The 19,598-nt window shown below is 40.5% G+C and carries 23 protein-coding genes; 4 read left to right on the top strand and 19 right to left on the bottom strand.

The window, feature by feature from the left end; all coding sequences use genetic code 11:
- Positions 1–77: 77 nt before the first annotated feature.
- The 5 genes from accA to LC090_RS06280 form a co-directional block, all read right to left on the bottom strand.
- Positions 78–1,055 carry an acetyl-CoA carboxylase carboxyl transferase subunit alpha gene (gene accA / locus LC090_RS06300; protein ID WP_226656357.1) on the bottom strand — a complete coding sequence of 326 codons (978 nt, stop codon included), beginning with the start codon at positions 1,053–1,055 and terminating at the stop codon, positions 78–80.
- On the bottom strand, positions 1,055–1,912 hold the full coding sequence (gene accD / locus LC090_RS06295; protein WP_226656355.1) for an acetyl-CoA carboxylase, carboxyltransferase subunit beta: 858 nt from the start codon (positions 1,910–1,912) through the stop codon (positions 1,055–1,057). Before accD ends, accA begins: the two co-directional genes overlap by 1 nt.
- A 31-nt stretch (positions 1,913–1,943) precedes the next feature.
- Positions 1,944–2,591, bottom strand: a complete 648-nt coding sequence (locus LC090_RS06290) for a FadR/GntR family transcriptional regulator (protein WP_226656353.1) — start codon at positions 2,589–2,591, stop codon at positions 1,944–1,946.
- Positions 2,592–2,746: 155 nt separating this feature from the next.
- Positions 2,747–3,985, bottom strand: a complete 1,239-nt coding sequence (locus tag LC090_RS06285; protein ID WP_425590633.1) for an NAD(P)-dependent malic enzyme — start codon at positions 3,983–3,985, stop codon at positions 2,747–2,749.
- Positions 3,986–4,118: 133 nt separating this feature from the next.
- On the bottom strand, positions 4,119–7,466 hold the full coding sequence (locus tag LC090_RS06280; RefSeq protein ID WP_226656348.1) for a DNA polymerase III subunit alpha: 3,348 nt from the start codon (positions 7,464–7,466) through the stop codon (positions 4,119–4,121).
- A 209-nt stretch (positions 7,467–7,675) separates the two neighbouring features.
- On the opposite strand from LC090_RS06280, the gene LC090_RS06275 reads away from it, so the two are divergent.
- The 3 genes from LC090_RS06275 to LC090_RS06265 all read left to right on the top strand — a co-directional run bounded on the left by LC090_RS06275 (position 7,676) and on the right by LC090_RS06265 (position 8,802).
- On the top strand, positions 7,676–8,011 hold the full coding sequence (locus tag LC090_RS06275) for a YtrH family sporulation protein (protein WP_226656346.1): 336 nt from the start codon (positions 7,676–7,678) through the stop codon (positions 8,009–8,011).
- A complete protein-coding gene (ytrI, locus tag LC090_RS06270) occupies positions 8,008–8,514 on the top strand; it encodes a sporulation membrane protein YtrI (protein WP_226656344.1) in 507 nt (168 codons plus the stop codon). Before LC090_RS06275 ends, ytrI begins: the two co-directional genes overlap by 4 nt.
- Before the next feature lie 96 nt (positions 8,515–8,610).
- A complete protein-coding gene (locus tag LC090_RS06265; protein WP_224593161.1) occupies positions 8,611–8,802 on the top strand; it encodes a hypothetical protein in 192 nt (63 codons plus the stop codon).
- 56 nt (positions 8,803–8,858) lie between these two features.
- On the opposite strand, the gene LC090_RS06260 is transcribed toward LC090_RS06265, so the two are convergent.
- Positions 8,859–9,794 (bottom strand): DHH family phosphoesterase, encoded by a 936-nt coding sequence (locus LC090_RS06260; protein WP_226656342.1) that lies wholly within the window; start codon positions 9,792–9,794, stop codon positions 8,859–8,861.
- Positions 9,795–9,902: 108 nt separating this feature from the next.
- Between LC090_RS06260 and LC090_RS06255 the strand changes: the two genes are divergently transcribed.
- Positions 9,903–10,208 (top strand): YtpI family protein, encoded by a 306-nt coding sequence (locus tag LC090_RS06255; RefSeq protein WP_226656340.1) that lies wholly within the window; start codon positions 9,903–9,905, stop codon positions 10,206–10,208.
- 45 nt (positions 10,209–10,253) lie between these two features.
- Here the strand turns inward: LC090_RS06255 and LC090_RS06250 are convergent, their stop codons facing one another.
- From LC090_RS06250 to LC090_RS06190, 13 genes are all read right to left on the bottom strand, one after another.
- Entirely contained in the window at positions 10,254–11,564 is a 1,311-nt protein-coding gene (locus LC090_RS06250; protein WP_226656338.1) for a DRTGG domain-containing protein, read from the bottom strand.
- A gap of 107 nt (positions 11,565–11,671) precedes the next feature.
- Entirely contained in the window at positions 11,672–11,908 is a 237-nt protein-coding gene (locus tag LC090_RS06245) for a hypothetical protein (RefSeq protein WP_226656336.1), read from the bottom strand.
- A gap of 106 nt (positions 11,909–12,014) precedes the next feature.
- Entirely contained in the window at positions 12,015–12,692 is a 678-nt protein-coding gene (locus LC090_RS06240) for a metal-dependent hydrolase (protein ID WP_226656333.1), read from the bottom strand.
- 100 nt (positions 12,693–12,792) lie between these two features.
- A complete protein-coding gene (locus LC090_RS06235; protein ID WP_226656331.1) occupies positions 12,793–14,337 on the bottom strand; it encodes a polyamine aminopropyltransferase in 1,545 nt (514 codons plus the stop codon).
- Positions 14,338–14,367: 30 nt separating this feature from the next.
- Complete coding sequence (locus tag LC090_RS06230; protein WP_226656329.1) at positions 14,368–14,763, bottom strand: DUF350 domain-containing protein; 396 nt, start codon at positions 14,761–14,763, stop codon at positions 14,368–14,370.
- A gap of 16 nt (positions 14,764–14,779) precedes the next feature.
- Entirely contained in the window at positions 14,780–15,340 is a 561-nt protein-coding gene (locus tag LC090_RS06225) for a DUF4247 domain-containing protein (protein ID WP_226656327.1), read from the bottom strand.
- A gap of 26 nt (positions 15,341–15,366) precedes the next feature.
- Positions 15,367–16,038, bottom strand: a complete 672-nt coding sequence (locus LC090_RS06220) for a PspA/IM30 family protein (RefSeq protein ID WP_226656324.1) — start codon at positions 16,036–16,038, stop codon at positions 15,367–15,369.
- A gap of 14 nt (positions 16,039–16,052) precedes the next feature.
- Positions 16,053–16,559, bottom strand: coding sequence for a DUF4178 domain-containing protein (locus tag LC090_RS06215; RefSeq protein ID WP_226656322.1), 507 nt, complete (start codon positions 16,557–16,559; stop codon positions 16,053–16,055).
- Between the two features lie 55 nt (positions 16,560–16,614).
- On the bottom strand, positions 16,615–17,079 hold the full coding sequence (locus LC090_RS06210) for a DUF3939 domain-containing protein (protein WP_226656320.1): 465 nt from the start codon (positions 17,077–17,079) through the stop codon (positions 16,615–16,617).
- 132 nt (positions 17,080–17,211) lie between these two features.
- Positions 17,212–18,330 (bottom strand): alanine dehydrogenase, encoded by a 1,119-nt coding sequence (ald, locus tag LC090_RS06205; protein WP_226656317.1) that lies wholly within the window; start codon positions 18,328–18,330, stop codon positions 17,212–17,214.
- A 90-nt stretch (positions 18,331–18,420) separates the two neighbouring features.
- Positions 18,421–18,759, bottom strand: a complete 339-nt coding sequence (locus tag LC090_RS06200; protein ID WP_226656315.1) for a fluoride efflux transporter FluC — start codon at positions 18,757–18,759, stop codon at positions 18,421–18,423.
- On the bottom strand, positions 18,759–19,127 hold the full coding sequence (locus LC090_RS06195; RefSeq protein WP_226656313.1) for a fluoride efflux transporter FluC: 369 nt from the start codon (positions 19,125–19,127) through the stop codon (positions 18,759–18,761). Before LC090_RS06195 ends, LC090_RS06200 begins: the two co-directional genes overlap by 1 nt.
- A gap of 56 nt (positions 19,128–19,183) precedes the next feature.
- Positions 19,184–19,558, bottom strand: coding sequence for a hypothetical protein (locus LC090_RS06190; protein WP_226656310.1), 375 nt, complete (start codon positions 19,556–19,558; stop codon positions 19,184–19,186).
- Positions 19,559–19,598 lie beyond the last annotated feature (40 nt).

The following is a 19,598-nucleotide window of genomic DNA, read 5'->3' as shown; positions in this document are numbered from 1 at the left end:
TCAAATACAGCCTCTTAATACAATAGCTAAGGTATCTCGCAAAAAAGTGCTTTCTCTATATTGAGAAAGCACTTTCCTTATTTTAAGCCAATGGTATCGGTTACAAACCCATATTGTCCGATATTTCTGTATTTTTCATAGCGGTGATTAACTAGTTCTTCTTTGGTAAGTTGTGTCAGTTCTTCAAGAGATTTAACAAGTGCAGTTTGGATCGCTTTTGACTGTTCCTCCACATTACGATGAGCTCCACCTCTTACTTCTGGTATAATCTCATCAATCACATTTAATTCTTTCAAATCTGGAGCTGTAATCTTCATTGTATCTGCGGCTTGTTGCGCAAGACTTGAATCCTTCCATAAAAGAGCTGCAGCTCCCTCTGGGGAGATCACAGAATACCATGAATTCTCAAGCATATGAACATGATTCCCTACACCAATCGCAAGAGCTCCTCCACTTGCACCTTCACCAATAACAATACAAATAATTGGAACGGTTAACCCAGCCATTTCGATGAGGTTTCTTGCAATGGCTTCACTCTGTCCACGTTCTTCAGCAGCTTTACCAGGAAATGCCCCTTTCGTATCTAGCAGAAAGATGACCGGTCGCTGAAACTTTTCTGCTTGCTTCATTAAGCGAAGCGCTTTTCGGTAGCCCTCTGGGTGCGGCATCCCAAAGTTTCTTCTAAGATTCTCTTTTGTATCCTTACCACGCTGGTGACCAATAACCGTTACAGGTTGCCCTTCAAACGTAGCAATTCCACCTACAATAGCTTCATCGTCTCCAAAAAGACGGTCGCCGTGCAATTCTAGAAAATCTTCAAAAATACGGTCGATATAATCTGAGGTCGTTGGTCTCTCAGGGTGTCTTGCTAATTGAACACGGTTCCACGCTGTTAAATTCTCGTAGATTTCACCTTCCATTTTGGAAAGTCTTTTTTGAAGTCGCGAAACTTCATCAGAAAGGTCAACATTTTTTTCTTCCATAAAAGCATGGAGTTCAGTGATTTTATCTTCTAATTCTTGAAGCGGACGCTCAAAATCAAGCCTTTGTCCCATTATTCTCCACCTCTATTTCCATGAATCATTAATACCTGACTAAGTGTCTTCTTCATATCCGCCCGATGAATAACGCGATCCAGCTGACCATGATGAAGAAGAAATTCTGCCGTTTGAAAATCTTCTGGAAGATCTTCACGAATGGTTTGTTCAATAATTCTTCGACCAGCAAAACCAATCAAAGCCTTAGGCTCAGCGAAATTAAAGTCACCTACAGAAGCAAAGCTCGCTGACACTCCACCAGTTGTAGGGTGCGTCATAATAGAAATAAACAAACCACCATCATCGCTAAAGCGTTTAAGCGCTACGCTGGATTTCGCCATTTGCATTAAACTTAACACGCCTTCTTGCATCCGAGCGCCACCGGAGGCAGTAAAAATAATAAAGGGAATTTTTTCTTTATGTGCATGCTCAATTGCTCTCGTGATTTTCTCCCCTACAACAGAACCCATGCTTCCCATTCGAAAACGAGCATCCATAACAGCTATGGCAGTTCGGTAACCGTCAATTGTTCCTTCACCTGTTACCACTGCTTCATTCAAAGAAGATTTCTTTTGGTCCTTCTCAAGTCGCTCAACATAATCAGGGAAGGAGAGCGGATTTTCTGAAATCATCTCAGCATCCAGTTCTCTAAATGAACCTTGATCTAGTGTATCTTTTAAACGTTCCGGCGCCGACATCTGGTGGTGGTAGCCACACTTCACACAAACCTTATGCGATTTTTCAAGTTCTTTCGTATAAATAATACTTTTACATCCCGGGCACTTTGTCATAATACCTTCAGGGACATCCTGTTTTATTTTATCTGAGGGAACCGTCGCATACTTCTTCTTCTTGTTGAATAAATCTTTTAACAAAGTTGACCATCCCTTTCACTTCTCCTAATGGCTATTCTTCCGTTTTTTTTATTTCATACTGATCTAAAAGATTAATCGCCGCTTCCTGGTTTCGAGAAGCAAGCGCATCAATCATCGCTTCATAATAATGAGTGGGGCGAAACGTCAACTGATGCCAAATCGTTTGATGGTAATCTGCAAGCTCTGCCCATAAGCGCATAAGCAAATGATTACCAGAGGATGAAACAATGACTCGGAAGAATGCTGTATCAAACTCAGTCGATAAAATATCTCGATCTGAGGAGTTGTCCTTATGTTCCATCATAGTTCTTAAACGAAAAATATATTCGTCTGATATTCGTTCACAAGCTACACGTAAAATATCTTTTTCAATTAACTTCCTTGTTTCTAACAAATCCTCTTTCGACTTCGTATCTTTTAAAATAAAAGAGGCTATCACTTCAACAAGGCGATGATCTCTCGCATTAGCAATAAAGGTTCCTTCTCCGCGACGCGTTTCAATAAGACCAAGCATTTCCATTGATCTTAGTGCTTCCCGTACAGAAGATCTTCCAGCATTTAAGCGCTCAGAAAGCTCCCTTTCCGAAGGGAGCTTATCACCGGTTTGTAAACCGTCATTATAGATAATCGCCTTTATCTTCTGAAGAATATTCTGATAGACTTTCCCCTGGGTTGTCATTCGACATCAACACCCTTTCCTGGCAAAAGCATATGAAGGTTAGCGTAACCCGGAATTCTCGAAATCTCTTTTGCGCGTTGCTTTCGAACAGTATTTACATTGTTCTCCATCACTAAACTCCAAGAAAAAAGTGAGAAAGTCAAGCTCTTCCCCACTTATTCGTTATCTGCTTCAATGATCGCAAGAGACCGCGTCTTTTCTTTAACAGCTTCAGGGTCAACCTTTATGCGAGCTACGCCTGTTTCCATTGCAGCTTTTGCGACGCTAGCCGCAACAGCTGGTGCTACACGAGGATCAAACGGCGCAGGAATCACATAGTCTGCATTGAGATCTTCCTCAGCAACTAATTCTGCAATGGCTTGTACAGCCGCCACTTTCATATCTTCATTAATATGAGTAGCTCGAACATCAAGAGCACCTCTAAAAATACCAGGGAAAGCAAGTACATTATTAATTTGATTAGGGAAATCAGAACGGCCAGTACCGATTACCCTGGCTCCTGCTTCTCTCGCATCGTCAGGCATAATTTCAGGATTAGGGTTTGCCATTGCAAAAATGGTAGGATCCGCATTCATTGACTCCACCATTTCTTTCGTAAGGGCACCTTCAACCGAAACCCCAATAAAGACATCTGTATTCGCAATAACTTCTTTTAGCGAACCTTCCGCTTTATCACGGTTTGTATATTTGGCTACTTCCGCTTTTACATCATTCATTCCATAAGAACGACCTTCGTAAATCGCTCCTTTTGAATCGCACATGATAATATCTTTTACACCAAAACGATTCAAAAGTTTAATAATAGCAATACCAGCCGCTCCTGCTCCATTAATCACAACTTTAATTTCACTCATCTTCTTGCCTGATAGTTTCAGAGCATTAACGAGTCCGGCTACTGTTACAATCGCTGTGCCATGTTGATCGTCATGGAAGATTGGGATATTTGTTTCCTTTTTCAATCTTTCTTCAATAACAAAGCAATTTGGAGCTGCGATATCTTCAAGATTAATGCCACCAAAAGTAGGTTCCATTAACTTAACAGTTTGCACAATTTGATCGACATCTGTTGTGTTTAAACAAATTGGAAATGCATCAACTCCGGCAAAACTTTTGAAAAGTACAGCTTTACCTTCCATAACCGGAAGAGCAGCTTCAGGTCCAATATTTCCAAGACCAAGTACTGCAGTACCATCTGATACAACCGCCACCATGTTACCTTTCATCGTATATTCATAAACTTTATTCTTATCATCATAAATTTCTTTACATGGCTCTGCTACTCCAGGTGAATAAGCCAGACTTAGATCTGTCGCATTTCGAACCGGTACTTTCGATTTGGATTCTAGCTTTCCTTGCCTCACTCTGTGAATATGTAGAGCTTCTTCTCTTGTAATGGACAATCATTCCACTCTCCTTTTTTCAGAAGCATTAGACTATGTTAACAATTCCCCTAGAACATTTGGGCAGTGGTCAGACCACTCTATTTTCACCATTATAACAAATCACCATTTGCTGTAAAGATTTTCATCACGGCTTTTTCACTACGTTGCGCTCACCAAGAAGTTTTTTCAACGCGTTAACACAGTCAGAATCAGGGTTTACTAGCCAATCATCACCTAATTTCACCGTTCTTTCTGTTTTGCTATAATAAATCACAACCTCAGTATTTCCCGTATGTTGAAGAAGCACTTCCTTCACTATACTTAATATACTTTCGTGATGTGGCTCTATTTTAAGAAATAACGTTTGTTTTGGTTTCTTAGGCTTAATATCTGCTAACTTCATGACTCTCGATACTATGATATTCGTTTGGTCATTTCGTTTTTGACCGACGCCATCAATATACAAGAATTCTCCTTTGGTCAACAAACTCTCCATTTTCTCCCAAACATCAGGGAATGCCACCCCTTCAATTTCACCTGTTTCATCACCAAGCGTAAGAAAAGCCATCATTTGACCTTTCTTTGTTCGAATACTTCGAACCTTTAGTACTTCCACAGCCAACCTAAGTGGAGCACGATCCTCAGCCGTAATCGCATCTTTCGCGACATTCCTTACATACCCGTTTAACTTTTCTAAATAAGGTTCAAGTGGATGAGCTGTTAAGTAAAAACCAATCGCTTCTTTTTCAAAATCTAGCATTTCCTTTTCATCAAACGGCGGCACGGTTTCGTATGCTGGTTCTGTTTCTCCATCTTGGAAAAAACCTTCCTGACCACTTTGTTCGGATCCGTAATTCATAGCGCCTTCTAGTGAAGCGAGCATCGAAGAACGACTTACATTAAATTCATCCATTGCCCCTGCGAAAATCATTGATTCAAGAGCGCGTTTGTTTACCACTTTCAGCGAAACTCTAGCACATAAATCAAATAGGCTTTTGTATGGTTTCGTTCGTTTTTGAACGATCTCCTCAATCGCATTTTTCCCTACATTTTTAATAGGTAGAAGCCCAAATCGAAGGGTATCTTTTTCCACAGTAAACATTTCTTGACTATGATTGATTGAAGGAGTCTGAATCGTCATACCTTTTTGTCTTGCTTCACTTAAATACATGGCCAGTCGATCCTGATTTCCGATTGCTGAATTTAGAAGACTTGAAAAGAAATAACGCGAATAATTGGCTTTTAAATAGGCGAGCTGATAAGCAATAACACTATAAGCAACAGCATGGCTTCGGTTGAAGCCATAATCCGCAAACCGAACGATATACTCATACACTTTAAGAGCTGTTTCTTCCGCATAACCATTTTCAAGGCATCCCTGCACAAAGTGTTCTCTTTCCGACTCAAGAACTTCGCGCTTCTTTTTAGATACCGCTCTTCTCAATAAATCAGCCTCTCCTAGAGAAAAACCTGCTAATTTAGAAGCGATTTGCATAATTTGTTCTTGATAAACAATAACCCCATACGTTGATTTTAAAATGGGTTCAAGATCAGAATGAAGATAATCTATTTTCCTTTCTTTATGCTTCCCGGAAATGAACAGAGGAATGTTGTCCATTGGGCCGGGGCGATAAAGGGCATTGACAGCAACAATATCTTCAAATTCAGTCGGCTTTAATCTTCGAAGAACTTGCCTCATCCCTTCAGATTCAAGTTGAAAAACACCGGTTGTATCAGCTTTTTGAAGAAGAGAGAAGGAGGCTTGATCATCCATCGGTATAGTTGAAAGGGAAAGCCGCTCACCTGTTTCGCCTTCAATGTCATTTAAGATCCCTTCAATCAATGTTAAATTACGAAGGCCAAGGAAATCCATTTTCAATAAACCAATCTCCTCTAAATCATTCATTGGAAATTGGGTTAGATTGATGTGATGACCGCCAAGTAAAGGAACATGACGTGTGAGAGGCTCTGCCGAAATTACAACGCCAGCAGCATGGGTAGATGTATGACGTGGAAGCCCCTCAATTGTACTTGCGATTTCAAAAACACGTTGCCCTTCTTCAGAAGAAGTAATGAGATCCTTAAGCATTTTCGACTCAGCTTTTGCCTGATTTAACGTCATGCCTGGTCTTGATGGAATGGCTTTTGACATGGTATCCAGAAGCTTGTTATCTACCTCCAGTACTCGTCCAACATCACGTATGGCAGCCTTTGCTGCAAGTGTACCGAACGTAACGATTTGAGCGACATGATCATGCCCATATTTGTCATGAACGTAGTCAATCACTTCATCTCTTCTAACGTCAGGAAAATCAATATCGATATCAGGCATCGTAACACGCTCAGGGTTCAAGAATCTCTCAAATAGAAGGTTATGTTCAATAGGATCGACATCTGTGATATGCAATAAATAAGCAACGAGAGAACCTGCTGCAGAGCCTCTTCCGGGTCCAGTAATCATCTGATGATCATGTGCATATTTCATAAAGTCCCAGACAATTAGAAAATAATCGTTAAATCCCATGGCGTTAATAATAGAAAGTTCGTAATTCAATCGTTTTGTCAAACGCTCATCCTGATTCGGATACCGCTCATGTAAGTTGTCGAAACAAATTTGTTGTAAATATTCAAACGCACTGAACTCATCAGGTACCGGGTAACGAGGTAAGTGGGTTTGATCAAAGTTTAATTCCACTGAGCATTTAGCGGCAATCTCAGAGGTATTGGCAAGAGCTGCTTCATATCCCTTAAATCGATTCGCCATTTCGTCTTGTGATGTTAAATAGTACTCATGGTTAGGCAAAGCAACATGGACTTTGTCATCAAATCGCTGCCCTGTGTCTATACACCTCAAACAATCGTGGGCTATTCCATCTTCACTGTTAATATAGTGAGCAGCATTTGTGACTGTTAATGGGAGATTTGCCTTTTTGGCAAATGTTGAAAGCAACAGGTTGAGCTGCCTTTCTTCACGTAACGAATGATCTTGCATTTCAAGGTAAAATCCTTCCTTAAAAACGCGGTGAAACTCCATCGCCATTTCAAATGCGGTTGTTTCTTCACCGTGTAAGAGCGCCTGCCCAATTTTGCTAGAAAGGGTTCCTGAAAGTGCAATAAGACCATTTGAGTTCTCATATAAATCTTCCTTTTTGATGTAAGAAACATTTCCCGTTGCACACTGCATAAGTGTACTGATCTTCAGCAGATTTTCGTACCCTTCTTTATTTACAGCAAGCAATACAAGGTTATCAAACTGATGGCGTGCTTGAGGAGAAACGTCGTTTCCCACGCGGACATCGAGACCAATAATTGGTTTGATCCCTTTTGCTATACACGCTTTGTAGAAAGGGATTGTGCCAAACATTGTTCCTTTATCTGTCAGAGCAAGCGAGGAATACCCTTTTTGCTTTGCTGATTCAACGAGTGATTCAATATGACTCGGACTGTCTAGAAGACTGTATTCACTGTAAACACGAAGATGCACAAATTCCATAGATAATCCCACTCTCAATTTGCTGTTACTTTCTATTATAGATACTTCAAGCTTCTCAAACAAACATTATCAAGCATAAGATTCTCTCCTATTTGCATAGGCTGTACTAAAAGCGTTCACTATTTCTGGAACGGCACTGCATTTCCTACGATTTTTCGAAAGAAAGCTATACAAGCGTTAAAGAAATTGATACGAAAGAAGGAATCAAAATGGAGAGAGTAACGCTCGTCACCTTAATTATTGCTTTTTTTGTAGCCTTTGGCGTGATTGTCGGGGGTTCTCTTATTGGAGGGATCGGGGCCTTTCTCTCCGGCGAACCTCCGCTACACTGGATATTTATTGTGGCACAGCGATTAAAAATCTGGGCGATCGCAGCAGCGATCGGTGGGACATTTGATACAATAAATAATATGGAAAGGAGCTTTCTAAGCGGTTCACCAGACGAAATCATGCGGCAATTTTTATGGATTTTTTGTGCTCTAGGCGGGGCTCAAGCTGGCATGGAAATCATTAACTGGCTAACCCAGGAGCGCTCATCGTTATGAGAGTTCCTCCTCTTTATGCTCGTAAAGGCTGGCAGCGATTTCTTGCTGGTCTTTCGGTAGGAGTAATTTTTGGATGGCTCTTCTTTCTTATGCTCTTTGGCATTATGTACGAGAAGCAAATCACGACACTTAAAGAGCAAAAGATCGAAATCGCTGATTTAAAGATGCAGAATCAAACGTTACTCGACGACAAAGAAAATTCCACTAATACCGAGATCGAGAAAACACTTCTAGTAAAAAACATTGACGTTACTTTTGAAAAAGATAAAGAATTGCCACTTAATTCCTTAACTCGTCATGAGCTAAAAAAAGAAATTCAAAGTGAATTAAATGACCTTCTCAACAAAGATCTTGGGGCGATATCCCGAACAAGAAGCTTTATCATTTCCTCCCTAGAAAATAAAACCTTACTTATTGATGACGTGAAATATGGGTTTGAAGTGAAGCAATTTATACTATGGACGACAGTTGAGGTAGAGCTTGCAATCAAGCTCGTCCAGTAGCGAAAATAGATCTATTTTGTGACCTTTTGTCAGACAAGTCGCAATTTTCACTACGGTAGTATATGATAAAAGTATAGAAAACTTGGAGGTGGCGCGATGGTTATTGATCGCAAACAAATCGCGAGGTCAAAAATCGCTGATTTAATGAATGGACGATCCGCTTACGCAGAGTCCCACGAAATGACTGCTCTGATTAAGAAGGAATTGCAATCACTTAACATCGACGTACACGAAGACGTGACAAGCATTGGTTCATGGTTTATTCCTAAATCACAGGAACAAGTGTAAACAAAGAAGACCGGAAATCTCTTGTTAGAGAAGATCCCGGTCTTTTTGCTTGGAATTTATTCGCTGCACACTTTTTCTAGCTCAGCAAGAACCTCATCCGCTTCTTCCCAAGAATAAACGGTAGCCCCTGCAGCCATCGGATGGCCCCCTCCATTGAACTGAGCTGCAATCTGATTCACAATTGGACCTTTCGATCGAAGACGTACGCGAATTTGGTCTGCTTCTTCAATAAAGAATACCCAGGCTTTCAAACCGGCTACATTTGAGAATGTATTTACAAGTTGAGATGCTTCACTAGCAGTTACTCCGTATGACGCGACTGTTTCTTTTGTAATCTTCATCCAGCCTGCACCTGTGTCTGATGTTTCAAAATGTTGCAGAACATAGCCATTTAAACGAGCGATGTGCTGCTCTGTCTTATATAATTCCTTATATAAGGAGCCCGTATCGATACCAAACTTTAAAAGCTCCCCGGCATACATAAATGTACGTTGCGTCGTATTAGAAAACATAAAACGTCCTGTATCCCCTACAATTCCTGCATAGAGAAGAAATGCGCCATTATTAGATAGCTCGTATCCTCTTTCCTTTGCTGTGAGATACAAATCAACAATCATTTCGCTTACAGAACTTGAAGACGTATCGACCCATAGAAGATCACCATAAGGATCTTCGTTTGGGTGGTGATCAATTTTAATAAGAAGCTTGCCATTTCGATAGCGCTCATCACTTACACGCGGTTGATTAGCCGTATCACAGACAATAACAAGGGCGTTTTCATACGTCTCGTCCGAGATCTTGTCCATTCGATTTAGAAAGGTCAGTGATGGCTCTTCTTCCCCGACAGTGAATACGGTTTTCCTAGGAAATGTTGTTCGAATAAGCTCAGCAAGTCCACCTTGCGATCCGAGCGCATCTGGGTCTGGACGAACGTGGCGATGGATTATGATCGTTTCATATTGTTCGATAGCATCTAATATTTTCTCTTTCATAAAGCTTCTCCTTTCGGCTGCATTCCCAATTGTTATTGTTCTGACATAGATTTTCAGTATTATCTTCTATACAATAGAAAAGAACCCTGAATATGGAGGAAAGCTGCCATGCCTATCTTTGTTATTTTAATTGTCTTTTCCATTGTTTTCTACTTATTTTATCGAGTGAAAGCTGTTCGCCATAATGGTGTGGCAACAACTCAATGGCTTCATTCAAAAGCAAGCATTGCGCTAGGGCTTTTTTTGATCTTCTTTGCCATCAATTCACTTACCGTTTCGTTATCAACCGTTACGTTTATTGTCGCTGCTGTCTTTATCTTACTTGGTCTTGTAAACGTTGTGGTCGGGTACAAAAAATACCGTCATTACCTTCCTTTTGCCATAGAAGAAGCAAATATGATGAAACAAAACTAAACACGTTGTGAATAGTGAAACCGCCACTTTACTGGCGGTTTTTCTTCATCGATCAATAAGCTGAGCCATCATGAGTGCTTTTCCAACAACTGATCCTTCATGATAGATTTCTACATCGACTTTACCGAATTTACGTGAGACTTCAAGTACTTTAGGAACGATTTCTATGGTATGGTCGATTTGAACAGGTTTTATAAAGTAAAGCGTAATGTTTTCGACGACTAAATCACCTTTTTTGTACTTCTTTAATACTCGGCTACCCGCCTCGGTCACTAAGGTTGTCACTACCCCATAAGATAATGTCCCAAGGAGACTCGTCATTTGTGGTGTTATTTCACAGCTGTAGCGGCTTTCTGAACTCGTTGAGACATCTTTAATTTGACTTGTAATCAGGTCATCAAACGTTTCACCGATTTGAGGCTGCTGTTGAATCATTTGAAGCGCTTTTAAAACGTCTTGTCTACTAATAATCCCGATCAGACGCTGGTATTGGTCGAGAACCGGTAACATCTCAATCCCTTCCCAGATCATCGTATGAGCAGCAGAAGCAACCGATGTTTGCTCATTTACGGTTAATGGATGTTTTGTCATCACTTTTGATATTGGAGTTTCATGTCGTTCCCCAAGAATGTCTTTCGAGGTAACAATTCCCTGCACTTTCATATTAGGATCAACAACCGGGTAGCGACTATGAAGCGTTGTTTCATTTAATTCATGCCAGCGACCTACGGTTTCCGTCGTTACGAGGAAGCTTGTTTTCGTTAGGGGCGTTAAAATATCACTGACTAAAGCAATTTCTTTTTTAATCAATCGATCATATATCGCTCGATTGATCATTGTTGCCACCGTAAACGAATCGTAGGTGGTTGAAATAATCGGTAAATCATAGGCGTCTGCCATTCTTTTCACGTCGTCCTGAGCGTCAAACCCTCCTGTAATGAGGACGGCAGCACCAGCTTCAAGGGCGATTTTGTGCACGTTATCCCGATTACCAACAATCAGTAAACTTCCTGGATCTACGTAACGCATCATTGCTTCTAGCTTCATTGCCCCGATAACAAACTTATGAAGGGTTTTATGTAGTCCGTTTCTCCCTCCAAGCACTTGTCCATCCACAACATTAACCACTTCAGCATAAGTGAGCTTTTCAATGTTTTCTTTTTCTTTTTTTGTAATTCGAATTGTCCCTACGCGTTCAATTGTACTAACTGTTCCTTTATTCTCGGCATCCTTAATCGCTCGATAGGCTGTTCCTTCGCTCACTTTCAGCTCTCTTGCAATTTGACGCACAGATATCTTACTACCGACTTCTAACGTTTCGATGTATTCGAGAATCTGTTCATGTTTCGTTGTCAATTTCTTTCACCATACTTTCTCCGTTCACATCTGTATCAGTAGATAAACTACTTCTGTTATAGTGGTGTTTGAATTGACTTCATTATACATAACTCAGCCCTATAACTTCAACGACTGTATTGTTTTTTTCGTGATTCGACTTGCAAATCCTCTGCTGGCACGCGTCTGATTTCTCTTTTCCCAAAAAACAGTCCAGCTAAATTCCCTCCAAGAGCCATTACGGCAAAGAGAAGCCATAGACTAAAAAAAGCACCTTCAAGTGTTAAATCAATTTGAAAACGTGGAATCGCATCATACATTAAAAACAGAATACACAGCACTGATAAAAACAATCGTTGTTTCACGCCAATTCCCCCTTACTGTCTTTCTAAAAGGGTATGATTAAAACAGCTGATTTAATACGTTTATCCCACATAAAAACCGATGCTGTGCATCGGTTTTTGTGTTGGATTATAATTCTATTGATTCGCCTGATTGTAGAACCTTACCTTCCCCTTCAAGATTGTCTACAAATGCCTGACCGTCCTGTTCAATAAGTGGAAACGTATTATAATGAATTGGCACTGTTACATCAGCATTGATCCATTTCGCTGCTATAGCCGCATCCTCTGGTCCCATTGTGAAATTATCTCCTATTGGTAGCAACGCGAGATCGATTGACTTATCGGATAATAGTTTCATATCTGAAAAAAGTCCTGTATCACCAGCGTGATAAATTGTCTTGCCTTCGACACTAAACAGAATTCCTGACGGCATGCCGGTGTATATGATTTGTTGATTTTCTTCCTCTGTATAGCTCGAACCGTGGAATGCCTGTGTCAGCTTAACATGACCAAACTCAAATTCATGACCACCGCCAATAGCCATTGGATGAGCATTGACTCCTTTAAATTCAAGATATGTAGCCAGTTCAAATGGAGCTACGACTAAAGCGTCATTTCGTTTTGCAATATCGACTGTATCTCCGACGTGATCATTGTGTCCGTGTGTAAGTAAGATAACGTCGCACGTCACTTCATTAGCATCTAGCTTGCATTGCCCATTACCTGAAATAAAAGGATCAATTATAATCTTGGCTTTGTCCGTAACAATCTCTACAACTGAATGACCATGAAATGTAACTTTCATTCGTTATCGCTCCTTTAACGTTTGGAATTTTCAACCTTCATGACAACAACACAGAAGGATTGACTCTAGTTAGTAAGTTCCCTTTGAGTAATGATCTAAACTAATAATACAACCATGCCCTTTCGTATTTTTCTATCAAATGAGGCTGAATAAGCGTGTTCGGTTCAAACCGAACCCTCTTACCTTCTCGCATCATCTGTTGATTTTCATCTTTTCCAAATACCGTAAGAGATGGGATCATATCACTGGATAGATACTCTGTTTGAACAGAGATTGTTAGCTTCTCTTGATCTACCGGATCTCTCGTCCCCATCACAAATCCCCAGTTGCCAAAACTCGGAATATCAACATGAAAATTCGAAGTAATTAATCCAGTCTCTGCGATCGTTCGGTCAATTGTCCAATACGCTTCTCTTGCAAACAACGGACTAGTTGCTTGGACCATTAACGCGCCATTCACTTCCAAATGATTACGTAGTAACGAATAGAACTCCCACGTATACAGCTTGTTTAACGATTCATTATTTGGATCAGGAAGATCAGCAATGATGACATCAAATGCTTTTCTGTCCTTTTTAATATATTGAAAAGCATCTTCATTTCGTATGTGAACCCGCTCATCCTCAAGTGAATGTTCGTTTAACTCCGTTAACAAGTGGTGTTCGCTTGCGAGCTTTACCATAGCGGGATCTAAATCCACCACCGTGATTGATTTTACGCTATCATATTTTAAAAGCTCTCGAACGGCAAGTCCATCTCCGCCTCCAAGCAATAGAATATTTTCCGCATTTTCCACAGTTGACATCGGAATATGAACTAATGTTTCGTGATAGCGATGTTCATCACTTGAACTAAACTGAAGCTGTCCATTTAAATAGAGTCTAAGGTCTCCCTGTTCCCTCGTTAAGGTGATTTTTTGATAAGTGGTTTCCTCAGAGTAAATAATGGGATCGTTATATAGGCGCTGTTCAAAGGAGAAAGCCATTTCCTCACCAAAAATAGCACCGACAATCATAAGTAAAAATAAAAGAAAAGCAACTGCAGTATAAATGGTAGGGTAAACCATCTCTTTCCTAAATGAATAAACCATCCAAAGTGCAACGAGTATGTTTACTATAGCGACAAGAAAGGCTGATTTTACTAACCCGAATTCCGGTCGGAGGAAAAAGGCAAATAACAAACCTCCTACCAGGCCACCAGCGTAATCAGAAAAAAGCACTCTAGCTGTGCTTTTGTTCATTTCCACACCAATTTCGTTCGCTTTTCGAATCAAGATTGGTAATTCTAGACCCGTTAAACCACCAATCATAAGAATGATTGTATAAAGCACGATTGCAGTTGCTTCTTCTCCTGCAACAGCCATAATTCCAAACACTATGAAACTAGAAAATCCACCTATAAACCCAATAAGAAGTTCAATGGTAATAAATCTTGTAATTAAGTTTTTGACAACTTTTTCACTTAGGGATGCGCCAATTCCCATTCCAGTCAGAAATAGAGAGATGGTTAACGTATATTGTTTTACCCCATCACCTAGTATGTAAGAACCTAGTGCGCCAAACAGCACTTCAAATATAATACCGCAGATTGATACAATTCCTGAAGCCCAGTACAACTGACTGCTTTTACTAAACGTCCTGCTCATGACCTTCACCTTCAGCTGTTCATTTCTTTTTTACGTAATCGATGCACCAACCACTAGTCCTAAACCAATTGAAACACACATAGAGAGTACACCGACTGATACAACACCATCACTTAGCTTCTGTTCCACCGAGAAGCGCCTTGTAAGAAAGTCAAAAATATAATAGGCGACCAGTTGAAGAACAACACCATAAGCTCCCCAAATAACTGTATCAATAACGTCTGCACTATGGTAAATAGCAAACGCCAATATAAGGCAAATCCCAATGATTTTCCCACCTATCGAAAGTGCTACTGCTGTATTTCCGTTCTCAACCTGTTCCCAATCTTTGTATTTCGTCGTAATTAATTCAAATATAATTAATCCTACTGCTACCACAACAATCGCTGCAATAAAATAAATAAAAGTTAATAAAAATGGTCCCATGGTAACCCTCCTACGTTTATTTTCCTGTTCCTGGCCCGCCACCGCGACTCGAGCCTCTAAAGGATGGGATTGTTGTTGGCCCTTTGTAGGAACCTCCTGTGGATCCATATCCTTCATAGCAATTCCCGGTTGCATTTAAACAGCGGTTTTTCTGTTTCTTTCCCCAGTCATCTACATCAAGAATTTCATCTAGAATATAATAAGCTAGTAATCCATCAAAGAAGCTCGGTCGATAGTTATCGCGCACAAACCCGACTGTAGCCACTTCAACAAGAGTCGTTGATTCATCATCACTCTCTTCTAACGTAACGATATAGTCATCATAAACTAGAATTTGCTTACCCTCTTTTAATTCACTGACTTCATTCGGCTTTATTTGCTCCTGTAAGTAAGAGGCGACAGAAGGAATATCTTCTTCAGCACTGTAGACCTTTGAGACGTCGCTTGAATCCACGCTACTCTCTACAACATCTTCAAGCTGATAACGATCTTCGACAATTTCTTGAATATCCTTCGTAATCCCACATGCCGATAAGAGCAGAATGAATGCTGCCAGTAATCCTGTGAGCCATTTCATTCTTCCACCCCATTTAAGGGGAAAGCTTATTCTTTCCCCATTTTTTTCTTTAGCTCTGCCAATTCATCATCGATGCCGTTATTTTTGTCCAATGCATCAAGCTCATCATCAAGAGAACGACTTTTTGAACGCATATCCTCACTTGTCTCAGCTTCAGCCTCATATTGAAGTACTTTTTCTTCCATACGTTCAAACCCACGTCTCGAGTCATCCCCGCCGATATCAGACATGGTACGATTTATTTTCGTCTTTGTTTTTGCGGACTCAGCACGAGCTTTAAGGCTATCTTTTTTCAACTGCATTTGACGGTATTCGTCTTTCATCTCATCTAGCTTTGAACGAAGAGAATCCGCATCTGTCTTTGCCCGTTCATAAGAAGTTTTTAGTGTTTCCGCTTTTGCTTCGTGATCTTTTTTATCTTGTAGCGCTCTTCTAGCTAAATCATCATTATCAGATTCCAACGCTTTCATAGCTTGATTCTGGCGCTTTGAAACCATTGCGTTTGCATCATCCCATTTCTTTTTTAACATCTTTTCATTTGATATTTGTTTCGCTACCGCTGTTTCTGCTTCACGGATATCCGCTTCCATATCCTTCATAAACTGTTCTAGCATCTTAACCGGATCTTCCGCCTTATCAAGTGCAGCATTTAATTCAGAAGACATGATTGTTTTAACTCGTTTAAACATATTAAACATTTGCTACCATCCTCTCACTTGCTTCCAGCAAGAATTTTAATTTCATATTCTTCGATCGCATAACCTTTGCTAACTTCCACTTCAGAACCCCAAATTTCAATGGATAGAAAACTTGTTTCATCTTCATTTGAGAAATCGTGGTACTCTACTTCCTGGCCATTCAACTGACTACCGCGCCCAGTCCCAAAAACTTTAGCTCGACCATGTTCTTCTCTATCATACGTAATATCGTCTATGGTTAGCTTTTCCGGTATGGGTCTTGCCAGCTTTTCCTTTACGTTACGATAAATCCCTAACTCAAGTTCATCATCCATTTCGGCACTCAGCCAAATAGAGGATGAGCCCGATTTCAGCTGGTATGCGTACCATTTATACCCTTTATTTTGATACGTGAGCGTTCCGACAACTTCATAATCCTCAAGGTCATAAGTGACAATATCCCCAACCTGAATCGATAAAACCGTCCTTTCCTTAATCGGCTCTTCTTCCTTCTTTCCAAAGATTTTTGATAAAAAACTCATCTTCTTGCCTCCCATCCTCCTATTTTTATACGAATGACCTCTCTAAATGTTCCCATTATTTTTCTGGCTTTCGATGTGATACCATTCCCTCTTGCTCGGTATAATAGAAATCCAATGGGGGACGTTCTGTTAAAAGAGCTTTTTTTTCCAACTTATAGAAGCTGATTTTTTGAAACGGGTCTCCTTCAATAATCGGCACTTCTTTCTCAGAATGAATGTATACATCCACCGCTCTCTGGACTGTATCAATCCAATATGGAATATGGCGCTGTTCTTCTTCAAAAAGCTCAAATGTTTCTTTTGACATATAAAATGGTTTTGATGGAATACCTCCAAGGTGAGAAACGAGAAGAGAAGCATCAAGTTCATTGTTATCCTTCACAAGAACTTTTAATGAAATACCATCCCGTTTCTTTTCTGAAAAAGTACCAACTGCCTGTCGTATTTCATGAAGAGTTGCCTCGATTATTGTTGGAAGTTCCCCCTGATGTTTATCATTCTTTTTTCTCCAAAAGGCCATGTTTTCGCCTCCCAATTCTAAAGTTTCGTACTTCATCAAGAAAATCCTTTACTTCATCCATATTTCATGAAAATAATAAAACTATTTCCATAAGCTAAAAAAATAAAGCAGCTACTGCTGCTTTATACTCTTTTACTTTTCAAGGAGTGAGCGAGCGCTCTTATAATCAAGCTGGTGAGCTTCAGCTACAGCTTCATACGTGACAAACCCATCCATTGTATTAATTCCTTTTAACAGAGAGTCATTTTCAAGGCAGGCTTTTTTGTACCCTTTATTCGCTAACTGAACCGCATAAGGTACAGTCACATTCGTTAAGGCAATTGTGGAAGTTCGTGGAACAGCCCCTGGCATATTGGCAACCGCGTAATGAACAACCCCGTGCTTCGTATAAGTTGGGTTGTCATGAGTGGTGATACGATCCGTGGTTTCAAAAATCCCCCCCTGATCAATTGCAACATCAACAATAACCGAACCCGGTTTCATTTCCTTAATCATCTCTTCGGTCACTAGTTTTGGTGCTTTTGCTCCAGGGATAAGGACGGCACCAATAACGAGATCCGATTCTTTTACTGCTTCTGTTATATTCAGAGGGTTGGACATCATTGTGTTAATTTCAGTACCAAAAATATCATCAAGCTGACGCATTCTTTCTGGACTTAAATCCATAATGGTGACATCTGCCCCAAGTCCCATTGCAATTTTGGCAGCATTCGTTCCAACAACACCGCCCCCTATGACGGTAACCTTGCCTCTCTTTACACCAGGAACGCCTCCAAGAAGAATACCAAGCCCACCTTTGGGTTTTTCAAGGAATTGAGCCCCGATCTGTGCAGCCATGCGGCCTGCCACTTCACTCATAGGTGTTAAAAGAGGTAATGAGCCATTTGGAAGCTGCACCGTTTCATAAGCAATGCCAATCACTTTTTTTTCAACGAGCGCTCGTGTTAGCTCTGATTCTGCAGCGAGATGGAGATATGTAAATAAAATAAGTCCTTCACGGAAGTATTCATATTCCTCAGGAAGTGGCTCCTTCACTTTCATAACCATTTCTTTTGACCACGCTTCAGCCGCCGTCCCCACAAGGTGAGCCCCTGCCTCTAAGTACTGCTCATCTTCAAACCCAGAGCCAATACCTGCCCCTTTTTCAATATATACTTCATGGCCAAAACGCGTTAAATTCAAAACTCCAGCAGGCGTCATCGCTACTCGGTTTTCATTATTTTTCACTTCAATAGGAATGCCGATATGCATGCATACTCCCCCTCAATTTCTAGATCTCTAAAAAATGAATACGCCAAGCTGCTCCATTAAAAAGAGACTATATAGATATTTACAGAATCTTCACACTATAATCATATACCCCACCAACACCATTAACAACCCAAACACTATGCTTATCACTATATAACCAACAGAAAGCCAGAGCTTTGTTGATGCAAGCTCAAAAGCCTCATACATAAAGGTTGAAAAGGTCGTTAATGCGCCAAGAAAACCAGTTGAGACGACTGGCCCCCAATCTCCCGCTCCATATGCCATCCCCATTAAAAAACTTCCTAAAAGATTGACAACTAGAGTCGCAACTGGGAAAGACAGTTTGTTAAAACGATTAACACCAAGTGCTGTAACATAGCGTAGCCATGCCCCAGCACCTCCACCAACAGCAATCATAAACCAGTCCATTACAACCTCCTCACTTTTTTGGCTAAAGATACTCCTAGGATTACGCTTAAAATCCCAGCTAGAATACTACCGCCACCATAAAGGCCTAATGCTAAAAAGCGCCCCTCTTTTAGATACACGAGTAAATCAAGAGAATAGGTTGAAAAGGTTGTAAACGATCCTAACAGACCTGTCGCAATAAATTTTTTAGAAGGATCTGATAAACGAGCATTCGATTTCACATGTTGATAGAAAAAACCAAGGAGAATGGAACCAATGACATTTACTAAAAAAGTAGCGATAGGACTGCCATTCAACACCGTACCTAACGCCCCTCTAAAGGAAGCACCAACGGCACCACCCGATATAACTGCAAGACTGTTTTTCACTTGAATGCGGCTCCTTTCACGTCTTTCCTCATCTTATCGAAACCGCTATTCAAAGTCTACTGATCGTTTTCATCCCACACCCAGGTGTATAATCTTCCACTTGAATCCATCCACTTCACCTCAAACCGGTCAGGGTTTTGATAACCATAGCTCTCTATTTTTTTCACAAGCTCTTCTACGCGAGCGATTTCTGTTACTTCCAAGTGTTGAAACAAGGCTTCGACCTCCTCTTTTGCACGCTCTCCTTTTTCAACCACATTTCCATCTTCGACTTCAAATTCATCTGGACTGGAGAACTCCCATTCGTGCTCCACTCCGTTCGTGACGACCATACATTTAAATGAAAAACTATTTTGGAGCGTTGACGCTTCTGCACGAATAGTAAATAGACATAGGTAAATAGCAAACGTTAGGATTGTAAGTTTTTTCATGATTCATCACCTCACCCTTATGCTGACTGAAAGTGATCAA

The organism is Guptibacillus hwajinpoensis (assembly GCF_020524165.1).
Lineage (GTDB): Bacteria > Bacillota > Bacilli > Bacillales > Guptibacillaceae > Guptibacillus > Guptibacillus hwajinpoensis_D.
The sequence above is the reverse complement of the archived record's forward strand: the minus strand, read 5'-3'. Positions and strand labels throughout refer to the sequence as shown.